This window comes from Lysobacter sp. TAB13 (assembly GCF_052113885.1).
In the GTDB taxonomy this organism is placed as follows: Bacteria; Pseudomonadota; Gammaproteobacteria; order Xanthomonadales; family Xanthomonadaceae; genus Lysobacter; species Lysobacter gummosus.
Genome location: NZ_JBFRDR010000006.1, coordinates 274,599 through 288,194 on the forward strand (window position 1 = coordinate 274,599; position 13,596 = coordinate 288,194).

Consider the following 13,596-nt stretch of genomic DNA (forward strand, 5'->3'; position numbering starts at 1 on the left):
CTTCCCGCCGCAGCAAATCTTCAAGATGCTGCTCAAGCGCGAGTTCTGGGAACACCGCGGCGGTTTCCTGTGGGGGCCGCTGATCGCCGGACTGATCGCGATCGGCTTCGCGGTGATCGGCATCCTCGCCGGTTCCGTACTGTTCCATAAGGTCGCCGCCAACCGCGGCGACGGCGTCAACGTCCACATGAGCGGCGGCGACAGCCTCGGCGGGGTCGGCGACATCGCCCTGGCCGGCGGCCTGGGCATGGTGTTCACGGTGTTCGTGTTCGTGGTGTTCTTCTACGCCCTGGGCTCGATCTACGACGAACGCAAGGACCGCAGCATCCTGTTCTGGAAGTCGCTGCCGGTCTCCGACACGCAGGCGGTGTTGTCCAAGCTGGTGTGGGCGCTGGTGCTGGCGCCGTTGCTGGCGGCGGTGATCGGGCTGGGCGTGGGACTGGTGATGTGGGTGCTGGCCTGGCTGGCCGCCGTGCTCAACGGCCTGGACGGCGCTTCGGCGATCTTCACCCAGGCCCATCCGCTGCAACTGATCGCGCAGATCGCGCTGGCGATCCCGGTCTATGCACTGTGGGCACTGCCGACGATCGGCTGGCTGATGCTGTGCTCGGCGTGGGCGCGCAGCGTGCCCTTCGTCTGGGCGGTGGTGATCCCGCTGCTGGCCTGCGTGTTCATCAGCTTCCTCGACATCATGCCGGGCATCGAGATCCCGCACGGCGCGGTCTGGTACACGGTCGGCCTGCGCGGACTGCTCAGCGTGGTGCCGGGCACCTGGTTCTTCAACGAACAGGTCGCCGCCAACGCCCAGAACGCGGCCACGCACGGTCCCGAAGCGCTGGCCCAGTCGATCAACATCACCAGCAGCCTGCACGCCCTGACCACGATCGACCTGTGGATCGGCGCGGTTCTCGGCGCGGCGATGGTCTACGCCGCGATCCGCCTGCGCCGCTGGCGCGACGAGGGCTGAGTCCGCGCCTCCCGCCCGCGCGCCCCGCGGGCGGGATCGGCGGCTGCGCGCCGCCGGACGGCCTCAACCGTTTGCGCCTTCGCCGCATCTCTAAGCTTCCACCCTTATCCGGAGCGCCCAAATGCGCCTGCCTATCGCCCTCCTCTGCGCCGCCATGGCGCTGCCGCTGGCCGCCCAAGCCGCCGACCGCTGCGACAACGCCCAGCCGCGCAACCTGCAACTCGATCTGGCCGGGGTCAAAGCCGTGGTGTTCGCGATCGGCTCCGACGATCTGAGCGTCAAGGGCGCCGCCGGCGCCAAGGGCGCGGTCGAAGGTTATGCCTGCGCGTCCAACGCCGCCGACCTGGCCGGCCTGACCCTGACCCAGCAACGCGTCGGCGACAAGCTGGTGGTCACCGCCGCGCACGCCGACAAGATCAGCCTGAATTTCAACGGCCAGCGCCACATGAAGCTGCACGCCACGGTGCCCGACAACCTGATGGTGCAGCTCAAGGTCGGCTCCGGCGACGCCTCGGTCGAGAACGTGTCGGCGCTGAGCGCGGACGTGAACTCCGGCGACATCAACATCAGCCGCGTGCGCGGCCTGGTCACCGCGCAAGTGGGCTCGGGCGATATCGACCTGGACAAGATCGGCTCGCTGCAGTTGCTGCACCTGGGCTCGGGCGATCTGAAGGCGCGCGGCATCGCCCACGACGTCAGCATCGGCTCGGTCGGTTCGGGCGATGTCGAACTCAACCAGGTCGGCGGTTCGGTCGAACTCAAGCGCCTGGGCTCGGGCGACCTGGACGTCAGCGACGTGCGCGGCAATCTGCGCGTGAGCAGCGTCGGCAGCGGCTCGGTGCATCACCGCGGCGTCGCCGGCCGCATCGACATTCCGCAGGAAGACTGACCCGCGACGGCGCGTGTACGCACGCGCCGCCGCTTCCCTCCTACCGCCAGCGCCGCGCGCGCTCAGGACTCCGTCATGAAAGCTCCGCTTTCGCTGCTGCATCCCGTCGCCGTGCTCGCCGTCCTGGCGCTGAGCGTGTCGAGCGCGGGCTGCTCGAAGTCGCCCGAACGCTCGATCCACATTTCGGTGATCGATCACATCAACATGGTCGGCGACCATGTGCTGGTGAAGGGCGACGGCGAGCATCGCGCCGAAATCGCCCCCGACGGCGCCCTGAGCATCGACGGCAAGGCGCAAACCCTGAGCGCGGCGCAGCAGGCGATCAGCCGGCGGTACTACGAACAGGCCATGGGTGTCGGCCAGGACGGCGTCGCGATCGGCAAGGCCGGCGCGGCGATGGCCGGCCAGGCGGTGAGCACCGCGTTCGAGGAGCTGAGCAAGGGCCAGCCGGAGGAGATCGGCAAGAAGGTCGAAGCCGAAGCCTCGAAGCTGCAGGCGCAGGCGATGAAGATGTGCGACCGCGTCGCCAGCCTGCGCGGCGCGCAGGAGGAACTGCGCGCTTCATTGCCGGCGTTCGCGCCGTTCGCCAAGATCGACGCCGACGTGGCGAAGGATTGCCGCCGCTAGATCAAAGCGAGCCGCGAGTCGCGGCCCGCCGTTCGCCACGCGGCCTTGCGCGAGCAAGGCCGGTGGCCGATATCCGGCCCGCGACGCCGGCTTATTCCAGCTCGTCGCCCGAGCCCATGCCCGCGCCGCTGTCGCGGGTGTTCTTCTGCACCGCGATCGCCGCGAACAGGCTCAACGCATAAGCCATGCCGTAGAAGCCTTTCTCGCTGAAGCTGATCTGCGCGTTCCACAGGCCGATGAACAGCAGCAGCAGAGCGCTGACTACCGACACGCAGGCCAGGCCGTAGTAGATGTTCGTGACCGGCACGCCTTCCATCCGGTCGCGCACCGCCTTTTGCACCGACACGGCCGCGAACAGGCCGTAGAGCAGCAGGGTCAGGTAGTAGCCTTTTTCGTTGAGTTGCATGCTCGCGTTCCACAGGCCGATCAAATAGGCCAGTGCGCCGAGCATGAGCGCGGTCCACGAAGCGCCGACGAAAGCCGCCGAGGGCTTGCCGGAAATGGCACGGTTCATATCGCATCCTTGAGCGTTGGTAGCGGCGGGCAAATGCCAAAGTCGCCGTCGTGAAAGACGGGCTGCCGTGCGGGCGCTCCCAGCCCGCGCGCTCACTATGCCAAGCGCCCGCGGCGCTGTCATCCGCGCTCAAGCGATCGCGCACGCGAACGCATCACGCCGGCCGGAGCGGCCCGCATGATGCGCAGCGTGATTGCGTGGGTTCGCGGCCCGCGGCGGCCGCGCCGCGTTGAGACTCGAAGAGAAACCGCGAACCTGTGTGAGCCGGCGCGCGGGCTTGAACGCCTGCGCCGGCGCGCGACGGCGAAACCGTCGCTCACCTTGTCCGTTGCTTTACCGATGCCCGGGCCGGAACCAGTCCCGGCCCGGGGCGACCGGTCAGTGCTTCGGTGCGACTTGAGCGACCGTGGCCTGCGCGGCTTGCGCCGCCGCGGGCGCGGCCTTCGCGGTCAGATCGATCTTGACGCTCTCGCCGAAGGGAATGAATTGCGGCTTGCAGGCAGCGCAAACCAGCAGCGAGAGGACAGCGGCGTACCGAAGAAAATGCCTGGACTTCATGAGCGATGCTCCATCGTTATGGCTGGTCGGATCGGACCAGTGATTTCTGGGGGAGAAACTCGTCCGCGCGGAGCATCCGGCGCCGCGCGGAACGGACTACATAAACCGCCAATATGAAACCCGGCATGGCGCCACGGTTACCGCTCAATAACCGTCCGCCCTCGCCGGGTATCGGCGGGTGCGCCCGGCGGCCGAAACCGCCGGATCCGCGGCGCAACGCCGCGAGGACGGCGCGCCAGGGAATCTGTACGCGGATAAAGATAGCCTTGGGACCGTAACGGTCCAATCCGCATGGCCCCTAGTCGCAGCCCGGCGCGGCCCCCTGTCCGACACGCGGAAAGAATATCCGGCGCGATGCCGGTTAATCCCCCCTGTGCGCGCCGAGGATATCCAAGGGCCGACAACGGAACCCCCAATTCGGTCGCGAAACAAAATCCTGGAACATTTACGCGCTAAAACCTTCACCTGGCCTTGACGCGACGCGCGAGGATTTTGCGCGAAGCCGCGGCCCGGCTCAACCTCCCCCTCCCGCGCCGCCGGCCTGGATGCCGCCGCGGGTCAGCGCGCCCGGATCGAGCAGGCGGCGCAATTGTTTCTCCGACAGGCCGCTGGTCTCCACCGCCACCTCCAGCACCGGCCGTCCTTCCTTATAAGCCTGTTTGGCGATCGCCGCGGCTTTTTCGTAACCGATGATCGGATTGAGCGCGGTGACCAGGATCGGATTGCGGTCCAGCGCTTCGCGCACGTGCGCTTCACGCACCTTGAGCCGGGCGATCGCGCTGTCTGCCAGCAGCGGCATGCTGCGGGCCAGCAGGCGGATCGAATCGAGCAGGTCGAAGGCGATCAGCGGCAGCATCACGTTGAGCTGGAAATTGCCGCTCTGCCCGGCCACGGTGATCGCGCTGTGGTGGCCGATCACCTGCGCGCAGACCATCGCCAGCGCTTCGGGAATCACCGGATTGACCTTGCCCGGCATGATCGAACTGCCCGGCTGCAGCGCCGGCAATTCGATCTCGCCCAGGCCGGCCAGCGGCCCGGAGTTCATCCAGCGCAGATCGTTGGCGATCTTCATCAGCGCCACCGCCAGCGTGCTCAGCTGGCCGGACAGTTCGACCGCATCGTCCTGCGCGGCCAGGCCCTCGAACTTGTCCGCGGCCGATTCGAAACGCGTGCCGGTCGCCGCCGACAGCGCCTTGGCCATCGCCTTGCCGAAGCGCGGATCGGCGTTGATGCCGGTGCCGATGGCGGTGCCGCCGATAGGCAGCCGGCGCAGGCGCTTGAGGCTGTCCTCGATGCGCTGCTGCGCCGAATCCAGTTGCGCGGCCCAGGCGCCGAACTCTTGTCCGAAGGTAAGCGGCATGGCGTCCATGAGATGGGTACGCCCGGTCTTGGTGACCTTGGCCAGTTCCTTGGCCCGCTTCTCGATGGTCTTGCGCAAATACTTCAGCGCCGGCAACAAGGACTCCACCACCGCCAACTGCGCCGACACCCGGATCGCGGTCGGGATCACGTCGTTGGAACTCTGGCCCAGGTTGACGTGATCGTTCGGATGGATCTTGTGCTTGCCCGCGCGCGAGGCCAGCGTGGCGATGACCTCGTTGGCGTTCATGTTGCTGGAAGTGCCCGAACCGGTCTGATAGACGTCGATCGGGAAATGCGCGTCGAAGCGGCCGGCGGCGACTTCGCCCGCGGCCGCGCCGATGGCCTTGGCCGCGCCGGCGTCCAGCAGGCCGAACCCGCCGTTGACCTGCGCCGCGGCGGCCTTGACCAGGGCCAGGGCGCGGATGAATTCGCGCGGCATCGGCTGGCCGGAAATCGGGAAGTTCTGCACCGCGCGCTGGGTCTGCGCGCCCCACAAGGCATCGGCGGGAACGTTGAGTTCGCCCATGCTGTCGTGTTCGAGGCGGAACCCGGCGGCGGCGGATTTGGCCGCCGGTTTCGCGGGCTGGCCGGAGGTCCGGGCCGGGGTCTTGCGTTTGCTCGCCATTGCCAACTCCATTGAGTCGTGGGGGAGACGCGCCGCAGATCGCGCCGCGCGTCGTATCAATCAGGTCTGGGGCGAGCCCGGTTATCGCAAGGGCGCACGCCGTGCTGGCATCGTTTTTCGCTGGCGGCCGTCATGATCGCCGCGCACGCGGCGCGCGTCGAGTGCGCGGCGGATTTCCGCCCGATCCGGCAGGGTCGGCGGCGCCCGGCACGGCGCGGGCGCTGGGGTAGAATGGCGGACTGCTTACTCCCCACCGCGTGCCATGTCCGCCGATTCCCAGACCACCCTGCTCGCCCTGTCTCCGCTCGATGGCCGCTACGCCGGCAAAGTCGATGCGCTGAGGCCGATCTTTTCCGAATTCGGCCTGATCAAGGCCCGGGTCAAGGTCGAGGTGGAATGGCTGCTGGCGCTGGCCGATGAGCCGGGCATCGTCGAGCTCAAGCCGTTCTCCGCCGCCGCCGCCGCGCGCCTGCGCAAGCTGGCCGAGGAGTTGTCGATCGAGGACGCCGCCCGGGTCAAGGAGATCGAGCGCACCACCAACCACGACGTCAAGGCGGTCGAGTACCTGATCAAGGAACGCCTCAAGGACGACGCCGAGCTGGGTCCGGCCCTGGAATTCGTGCACTTCGCCTGCACCAGCGAAGACATCAACAACCTCAGCTACGCGCTGATGCTCAATCAGGCGCGCCAGCAGGTGCTGCTGCCGCGCCTGGACGATCTGATCCAGAAGCTGCGCGCGATGGCCCACGAACACGCCGCGCTGCCGATGCTGTCGCGCACCCACGGTCAGACCGCCTCGCCGACCACGGTCGGCAAGGAAATCGCCAACGTGGTCGCGCGCCTGCAGCGCCAGGGCGAGACCCTGGCCGGCGCGCAGATGCCGGGCAAGATCAACGGCGCGGTCGGCAACTACAACGCCCACCTCGCCTCCTACCCGGACATCGACTGGGCCGCGTTCTCGCAGCGCTTCGTCACCTCCCTGGGCCTGGACTGGCAGCCCTACACCACTCAGATCGAACCGCACGACGGCATCGCCGAGGTCTGCGACGCGCAGCGCCGCATCGACACCATCTGCATCGACCTGTGCCGCGACGTGTGGGGCTATATCTCGCTGGGCTATTTCAAGCAGGCGGTGAAGGCCGGCGAAGTCGGCAGCTCGACCATGCCGCACAAGGTCAATCCGATCGATTTCGAAAACGCCGAAGGCAACTTCGGCATCGCCAACGCCTTGTTCGAACATTTCGCCGCCAAGCTGCCGATCAGCCGCTGGCAGCGCGACCTGACCGACTCGACCGTGCTGCGTGCGCTCGGCACCGCCTTCGGCCATGCGCTGATCGGCATCGACGCGCTGCTGCGCGGCTTGAACAAGCTCAGCGTCAACCCCGAGCGCCTGGCCGCCGACCTCGACGCGGCCTGGGAAGTGCTGGCCGAAGCGGTGCAGACGGTGATGCGCCGTCACGGCCTGCCGAACCCCTACGAACAACTCAAGGCGCTGACCCGCGGCCACGGCATCAACGAGGCCTCGATGCGCGAGTTCATCGCCTCGCTGGACCTGCCGGCCGACGACAAGCAGCGCCTGCTGACGATGACGCCGGGCAGCTACACCGGCCTGGCCGAACGCCTGGCGCGTGAAATCTGATATGGAAGACACCCGCGCCTGGACCCTGGCCGAGCAAGCCACCGACGATGGCCTGTCCCTGACCCGGATCAAGCAGTTCGAGCGCGGCTTCGATTTTCGCGGCTATCCGGAACGTTTGAACCTGATCTGGGCCTACCAGGACGACCACCGCGCCGGCACCGCCTCGGCGGAGGAAATGGCGGCCATGGAGCGCTTCGAGGACCGGGTCTGCGAGCGCATCGAAGCCGCCGGCCACAGCGTGCTGGCGATCGTGTTCACCGAGCCCGACCATCGCGAATACGTGTTCCACACCCGCGACGTGAATGCCTTCATCGGCGTGCTCAACGCGATGCCGCAGGACGCCACGCCCTATCCGATCGAGATCGACCACGAGAGCGATCCCAAGGGCGAGTTCTACCGCTCCTTCGCCGACGCGATCGGCCTGCGCTGAGTTCGAAGGAACGCGGCGACGCCAAGCCGTGATCGGGACGCGGTGAGCGACCGGGCCGCGACCACGCGGCCTTAGCGCCGGCTCGCGCAGACTCGCCGTCGGCGTTGACGGAGGATGGCGATGCAACAGTTGATCAATATCGACGTACCCGATCTGGATGCGGCGCTGGCGTTCTATACGCGCGCCTTCGGCCTGCATGTCGGACGCCGGCTCGGCGGCGAGGTGGTCGAACTGCTCGGCGGGCAGGCGCCGATCTATTTATTGCTCAAGGCCGAAGGCTCGCTCGCGGCCGGCGCGGAGACTCGGCGTTATGCGCGGCATTGGTCGCCGCTGCATCTGGACGTGGTGGTGTTGGATCTGGATGCGGCCTTGCGCAGCGCGCTGGCGGCCGGGGCGGTGCAGGAAGGCGATGTGCGCAGCGCCAACTGGGGCCGGCTGGTGCGGATCGCCGATCCGTTCGGGCATGGGTGGTGCCTGCTGCAGTTTTTGGGGCGGGGCTATGATGAGATTGCGGGGTGAGGCAGGAGCAAATCCCCCCTGCCCCCCTTTTTCAAAGGGGGGAACTGCAACGGCAACAGCTAGGGCAATGGCGCACGGCCGACATGCGCGGCTCGCTTGAGCGACAATGGGCTTATCGGCGCGAATACGCCCGCCTGCCTGTCTCGCCTCATGGCCACCAAGTCCACTAGCTCCGACCTTCCGATCGAAATCGACGCCAGCCGCAAACCGCCGCTGGGCATCGCCCCGGCCGCGTTCCTGCGCGATTACTGGCAAAAACGCCCGCTGCTGATCCGCAATGCGTTCGCCGGGCTGCAATCGCCGATCCAGCCCGAGGACCTCGCCGGCCTGGCCTGCGAGGAAGGCGTGCTGGCGCGATTGATCCAGCACGACCGCGCCAGCGACCGCTACACGCTGCGGCACGGGCCGTTCGACGAGGCCGAGTTCCCGGGCATGCCGCACCAGGACTGGACCTTGCTGGTGCAGGACGTGGACAAGTGGGACGCCGATGTCGCCGCGCTGCTGCCGGCCTTCGACTTCCTGCCGCGCTGGCGCATCGACGACATCATGGTGTCGTTCGCCGCGCCCGGCGGTTCGGTCGGCGCGCACGTGGATCAGTACGACGTGTTCCTGCTGCAGGCCCAGGGCCACCGGCGCTGGCAGATCGACGCGCGCGCGGATGCGCCGCAGGACTTCCGCCCCGATGCCGACCTCAAGCTGCTGCGCGAATTCGATCCCAGCCACGACTGGGTGCTGGGCCCGGGCGACATGCTGTATCTGCCGCCGGGCGTGCCGCATCACGGCGTCGCCGAAGACGCCTGCCTGACTTTCTCGATCGGCATGCGCGCGCCTTCGGCCGCCGAGCTGATGGGCGACTACATCGATACCCTCGCCGGCGACGCCGACGAAAGCCTGCGCTATCACGATCCCGACCTCGCCCCGCCGCGCGATCCCAACGAGATCGACGCCGCCGCCATGGTCCGCGTGGTCGAGGCCTTGAACGCGCTGCGCATGAACGATCCCGACCGCCTCGGCGACTGGTTCGGCCGCTTCATCACCGTGTACCGCGCCGCCGGCGAAGTGTCCGCGGGCCATGAGCCGGCGCGTTCGCGCATCGAGATCGAATGGGACCTGCAGCGCGGCGCGGCGCTGTGGCGGCATCCGTGGTCGCGCATGGCCTGGCGCCGCGCGCACGCCAAGGGCCGCGCCGCCAGCCTGTACGTCAGCGGCCTGGAATTCGCCCTGCCCGCGCGCGACGCGCAGGCGATCGCGGGCGCGGCCGAGCTCGATCTGGCTAGCTATTCCGCGCTGTCGGAGGCCGGCCGCGAATGCGTGCTCGAACTCATCGCCGGCGGCCACTACCGGCTGGGGCTGGATGACGACGCCGGCGCCGAGGAGGAATAAGCTCCGGCGCGGCCCGACCCGGCCGGCTCGCCCGCGGCGGCTCCGGCCTTAACCTGCAATAGATTCAGACACTATGAATTCACCCGCCACCGCCGGCGACCAAGTGGAAACCCGCGACGCCGCATTGGCGGCGCTGAGCGCGATCGTCGCCGGTGCCCGCCGCGGCCTGTTGATCTACAGCCGCGAACTCGACCCGGGCCTGCTCGACCGCGCGGACGCGGTCAGCCTGTTGCGCCGCTTCGCCACCGCCGGCGGCGTCACCCGCGTGCTGCTGCAGGACCCGGCCGCGCCGCAACGCGCGCTGGCGCCGCTGATCGGGCTGGCGCAGCGCCTGCCCAGCGCCTTCGAATTCCGCGCGATCGAGGAACCGGTCGATCAGAACTACCCGGCCGCCTACATCGTCAACGACCGCGACGGCTGGTACTTCCGCCCGCTCGGCCATCGCTTCGACGGCGAGACCCGGATCGACGGCGGCGCCCGCGCGCGCCAGTTGCGCGCGCACTTCGAGCCGGTGTGGGAACGCGCCCGCGCCTGCACCGAGTTTCGCGCGCTCGGAATCTGACCAAACGATCGCCGCGCGCGACACCGGGCCGGGCACGGCCCGCAGCGACGCCGACAGTCCCGGTTCGAACTCGCGCCTGCCGCCGGGCGGCGCCGTGACCCGATCAGCCTCCACGCCAAGGGCGGCGCCGCCAGAGCCTGCGACTGCGCAATCGCCGGAACGACGTCGCCGCTATCGCCAGCCGCCCGGGCGGGGCCGAACCGGCCACCTTATTTGTTGCCGCGGCACTGGAGACTGCAGCGCCCGACGGCGACCGAGCCGGTTCGGCGGCCCAGGCCGCGGACGTCCCATCACCTCCGCAGCGCGCCCGTTGCACCCGCGCCCCGCCCCGACCTGCGGATCTGAGTGCCGGCTAAACCGTGACCGCGAACCTGGGCATGCCCAAGAGCGCGGCCATCCGGACCGCCGCCGCCCCCGGCCTTGCTTGAAACCCCGCGCCACGGCCCAAGACTTTGTCCAGCATTGCCGGAACGGTCCACTCAACGTTCCGGTCCCCTCCGGCGCCCCCGATCGACCCGAAATCGAAGCAAATCGGTCGCTTAGACGTAAGTAGTTATGCCGTTGGGCTTAACACTACCGCTATAATTCCGAGCCTTGTCCGCGCCCAGCACCCCGTGTGCGTGCGCGACGCCACTTCCGCCCCCAAGAGTTTCCCGATAGCCATCGTGGACAGCCTCCTCAAGCAGTTTTCGCAATCCTCGCAACTCGGCGCCAATGCCGCCTTCATCGAAGACCTGTACGAGCAGTACCTGGTCGATCCCGACAGCGTCGGGGCCAAATGGAAAGCCTATTTCGACGGCTTCAAAGGCCGTGAAGCGGGCGATATTCCGCATTCGGCCGCGATCGAAAGCATCACCCAGGCCGGCAAGGCCGCCTCGCGCGGCGTAGTCGCCGCCGCCGGCGCGCCCTCCGGCAGCGACGAGCGCGAACGCGCCGTCGGCAAGGTGATCACGGCCTACCGCTCGCGCGGCCACCTGGCCGCCGACATCGATCCGCTGGGCCTGCTGCAGAAACCCGACGCGCCCGACCTGGCGCTGGGTTTCCACCGCCTGTCCGAGAGCGACCAGTCGGTCGAGTTCTCGACCGGCGGGGTGGCCGGCAAGGAGCGCATGAAGCTCGGCGACCTGCTCGCCCTGCTCAAGGCGACCTACACCGGCCCGATCGGCGCGGAGTTCATGCACATCGCCGACGCCGAACAGCGCCGCTGGATGTACGAGCGCCTGGAAACCGCCGGCGGCAAGTTCGGCCGCAGCGTCGAAGACAAGAAGCGCATCCTCGAGCGGCTCACCGCCGCCGACGGCCTGGAGCGCTACCTGGGCACCAAGTACGTCGGCCAGAAGCGCTTCTCGCTGGAAGGCGGCGACGCGCTGATCCCGCTGATGGACGTCACCATCCGCCGCTCCGGCGAGCAAGGCGTGCAGGACGTGGTGATCGGCATGGCCCACCGCGGCCGCCTCAACGTCCTGGTCAATACCCTGGGCAAGCCGCCGCGCAAGCTGTTCGACGAGTTCGAAGGCAAGTTCGACCACGACGAGCACGCTCACACCGGCGACGTGAAGTACCACATGGGCTTCAGCGCCGACGTCGCCACGCCCGGCGGCCCGGTCCATCTGGCCCTGGCGTTCAATCCCTCGCACCTTGAAATCGTCAACCCGGTGGTCGCCGGCAGCGTTCGCTCGCGCCAGACCCGCCGCGGCGACAAGGGACGCGCCCAGGTGTTGCCGGTGCTGCTGCACGGCGATGCCGCCTTCGCCGGCCAAGGCGTGGGCATGGAGCTGTTCCAGATGTCGCAGGCGCGCGGTTTCGCCGTCGGCGGCACCGTCCACATCGTCATCAACAACCAGGTCGGCTTCACCACCAGCGAGCGCCAGGACGCGCGTTCCACGCTGTACTGCACCGACGTCGCCAAGATGGTCGGCGCGCCGATCCTGCACGTGAACTCCGATCACCCCGAAGCGGTGGTGTTCTGCGCCGAGCTGGCGCTGGACTTCCGTCAGCGCTTCGGCCGCGACGTGGTCATCGATCTGGTTTGCTACCGCCGCCACGGCCACAACGAGGCCGACGAGCCGGCGGCGACCCAGCCGCTGATGTACCAGGTGATCCGCAAGCACAAGACCCCGCGCGAGCTCTACGCCGAGCAGCTGGTCGGCGAAGGCGTGCTCAAGGCCGAGGACGCGCAGGCGTTGGTCGACCAGTACCGCGACAAGCTCGACGCCGGCGCGGTCACTACCGAGCTGGTCGAGGTCAAGCCGGACGAGTTCACCATCGACTGGTCCAAGTACCTGTCGGGCAAGCTCAGCGACCCGGTCAACACCACGGTGGAGCGCGGCAAGCTCGACGCGCTGGCCACGCAGATCAACGCCGTGCCCGACACGGTCAAGCTGCATCCGCGCGTGGCGAAGATCTACGAAGACCGCCGCAAGATGGCCGCCGGCGAACAACCCGGCGACTGGGGCTTCGCGGAAAACCTGGCCTACGCCACCTTGGTCAGCGAAGGCTACAAGCTGCGTCTGGTCGGCCAGGACAGCGGCCGCGGCACCTTCTTCCACCGCCACGCGATCCTGCACGAGCAAACCAGCGACGAGTACATCCTGCCGCTGCGCGAGCTGGTGACCAACCCCTCCGACGTCACCATCATCGACTCGCTGCTCAGCGAAGAAGCGGTGATGGCGTTCGAGTACGGCTACTCCACCGCCGATCCTCAAACCCTTGACATCTGGGAAGCGCAGTTCGGCGACTTCGCCAACGGCGCCCAGGTGGTGATCGACCAGTTCCTGTCCTCGGGCGAAGCCAAGTGGGGCCGCCTGTGCGGTCTGGTCCTGCTGCTGCCGCACGGCTACGAAGGCCAGGGCCCGGAGCACAGCTCCGCGCGCCTTGAGCGCTTCCTGCAGCTGTGCGCGCTGGAGAACATGCTGGTCTGCGTGCCGACCACGCCGGCGCAGGCCTACCACATGATCCGCCGGCAGATGTGCATGAGCACGCGCAAGCCGCTGGTGGTGATGACGCCCAAGTCGCTGCTGCGCCACAAGCTGGCGGTGTCGAGCCTGGACGAGCTGGCCAACGGCGAGTTCCAGCACCTGATCCCGGACGCCGCGGCCAACCCGAAGAAGGTCAAGCGCGTGGTGCTGTGCTCGGGCAAGGTCTATTACGACTTGTTCGAACAGGCGCAGAAGGACGGTCTGGAAGATGTCGCCATCGTCCGCATCGAGCAGCTCTATCCGTTCCCGCGCGAAGTCCTGGCCGCCGAGCTCAAGCGTTTCAGCGCGGCCAAGGATGTGGTGTGGTGCCAGGAAGAGCCGCAGAACCAGGGCGCGTGGTACCAGATCCGCCATCACCTCACCGCCTGCCTGGCTCCGAAGCAGGCGCTGCATTACACCGGACGCGCGCGTTCGCCTTCGCCGGCGGCCGGGCATCTGGCCGACCACGTCGCCGAGCAGACCAAGCTGGTCGCCGACGCGCTGGTCAACTCGCTGCATGGAGAGTCCAGCGCCGAATAAGGCGCTGGTTCTTCCCGAAACAAC

At 68.1% G+C, this 13,596-nt stretch carries 12 protein-coding genes; 9 read left to right on the top strand and 3 right to left on the bottom strand.

Annotated features, from left to right (window positions below; translation table 11 throughout):
- Positions 1-25 precede the first annotated feature (25 nt).
- The 3 genes from AB4Y92_RS10095 to AB4Y92_RS10105 all read left to right on the top strand — a co-directional run bounded on the left by AB4Y92_RS10095 (position 26) and on the right by AB4Y92_RS10105 (position 2,483).
- The gene (locus tag AB4Y92_RS10095) at positions 26-967 is read left to right on the top strand and encodes an ABC transporter permease (protein ID WP_441819545.1); all 942 of its coding nucleotides are present in this window, start codon (positions 26-28) and stop codon (positions 965-967) included.
- Between the two features lie 121 nt (positions 968-1,088).
- The gene (locus AB4Y92_RS10100) at positions 1,089-1,856 is read left to right on the top strand and encodes a DUF4097 family beta strand repeat-containing protein (protein ID WP_441819509.1); all 768 of its coding nucleotides are present in this window, start codon (positions 1,089-1,091) and stop codon (positions 1,854-1,856) included.
- A 75-nt stretch (positions 1,857-1,931) separates the two neighbouring features.
- Positions 1,932-2,483 (top strand): DUF2884 family protein, encoded by a 552-nt coding sequence (locus tag AB4Y92_RS10105; protein WP_441819510.1) that lies wholly within the window; start codon positions 1,932-1,934, stop codon positions 2,481-2,483.
- A gap of 91 nt (positions 2,484-2,574) precedes the next feature.
- Here the strand turns inward: AB4Y92_RS10105 and yiaA are convergent, their stop codons facing one another.
- From yiaA to AB4Y92_RS10120, 3 genes are all read right to left on the bottom strand, one after another.
- On the bottom strand, positions 2,575-2,997 hold the full coding sequence (yiaA, locus tag AB4Y92_RS10110; RefSeq protein ID WP_441819511.1) for an inner membrane protein YiaA: 423 nt from the start codon (positions 2,995-2,997) through the stop codon (positions 2,575-2,577).
- A gap of 378 nt (positions 2,998-3,375) precedes the next feature.
- Positions 3,376-3,555, bottom strand: coding sequence for a hypothetical protein (locus AB4Y92_RS10115; protein WP_057943099.1), 180 nt, complete (start codon positions 3,553-3,555; stop codon positions 3,376-3,378).
- Positions 3,556-4,069: 514 nt separating this feature from the next.
- Positions 4,070-5,542 carry a class II fumarate hydratase gene (locus AB4Y92_RS10120; protein ID WP_441819512.1) on the bottom strand — a complete coding sequence of 491 codons (1,473 nt, stop codon included), beginning with the start codon at positions 5,540-5,542 and terminating at the stop codon, positions 4,070-4,072.
- A 262-nt stretch (positions 5,543-5,804) separates the two neighbouring features.
- Here AB4Y92_RS10120 and purB point away from each other — a divergent pair, with 262 nt between their 5' ends.
- From purB to AB4Y92_RS10150, 6 genes are all read left to right on the top strand, one after another.
- A complete protein-coding gene (purB, locus tag AB4Y92_RS10125) occupies positions 5,805-7,181 on the top strand; it encodes an adenylosuccinate lyase (protein WP_441819513.1) in 1,377 nt (458 codons plus the stop codon).
- 1 nt (position 7,182) lies between these two features.
- Positions 7,183-7,611 carry a DUF695 domain-containing protein gene (locus AB4Y92_RS10130; protein WP_441819514.1) on the top strand — a complete coding sequence of 143 codons (429 nt, stop codon included), beginning with the start codon at positions 7,183-7,185 and terminating at the stop codon, positions 7,609-7,611.
- 120 nt (positions 7,612-7,731) lie between these two features.
- Positions 7,732-8,130: a VOC family protein gene (locus tag AB4Y92_RS10135; protein ID WP_441819515.1), complete on the top strand. Its 399-nt coding sequence runs from the start codon at positions 7,732-7,734 to the stop codon at positions 8,128-8,130.
- 150 nt (positions 8,131-8,280) lie between these two features.
- Positions 8,281-9,513 carry a ribosomal protein uL16 3-hydroxylase gene (locus AB4Y92_RS10140; RefSeq protein ID WP_441819516.1) on the top strand — a complete coding sequence of 411 codons (1,233 nt, stop codon included), beginning with the start codon at positions 8,281-8,283 and terminating at the stop codon, positions 9,511-9,513.
- Between the two features lie 73 nt (positions 9,514-9,586).
- Entirely contained in the window at positions 9,587-10,075 is a 489-nt protein-coding gene (locus tag AB4Y92_RS10145) for a DUF7931 domain-containing protein (RefSeq protein WP_441819517.1), read from the top strand.
- Between the two features lie 665 nt (positions 10,076-10,740).
- Entirely contained in the window at positions 10,741-13,572 is a 2,832-nt protein-coding gene (locus tag AB4Y92_RS10150) for a 2-oxoglutarate dehydrogenase E1 component (RefSeq protein WP_441819518.1), read from the top strand.
- Positions 13,573-13,596 lie beyond the last annotated feature (24 nt).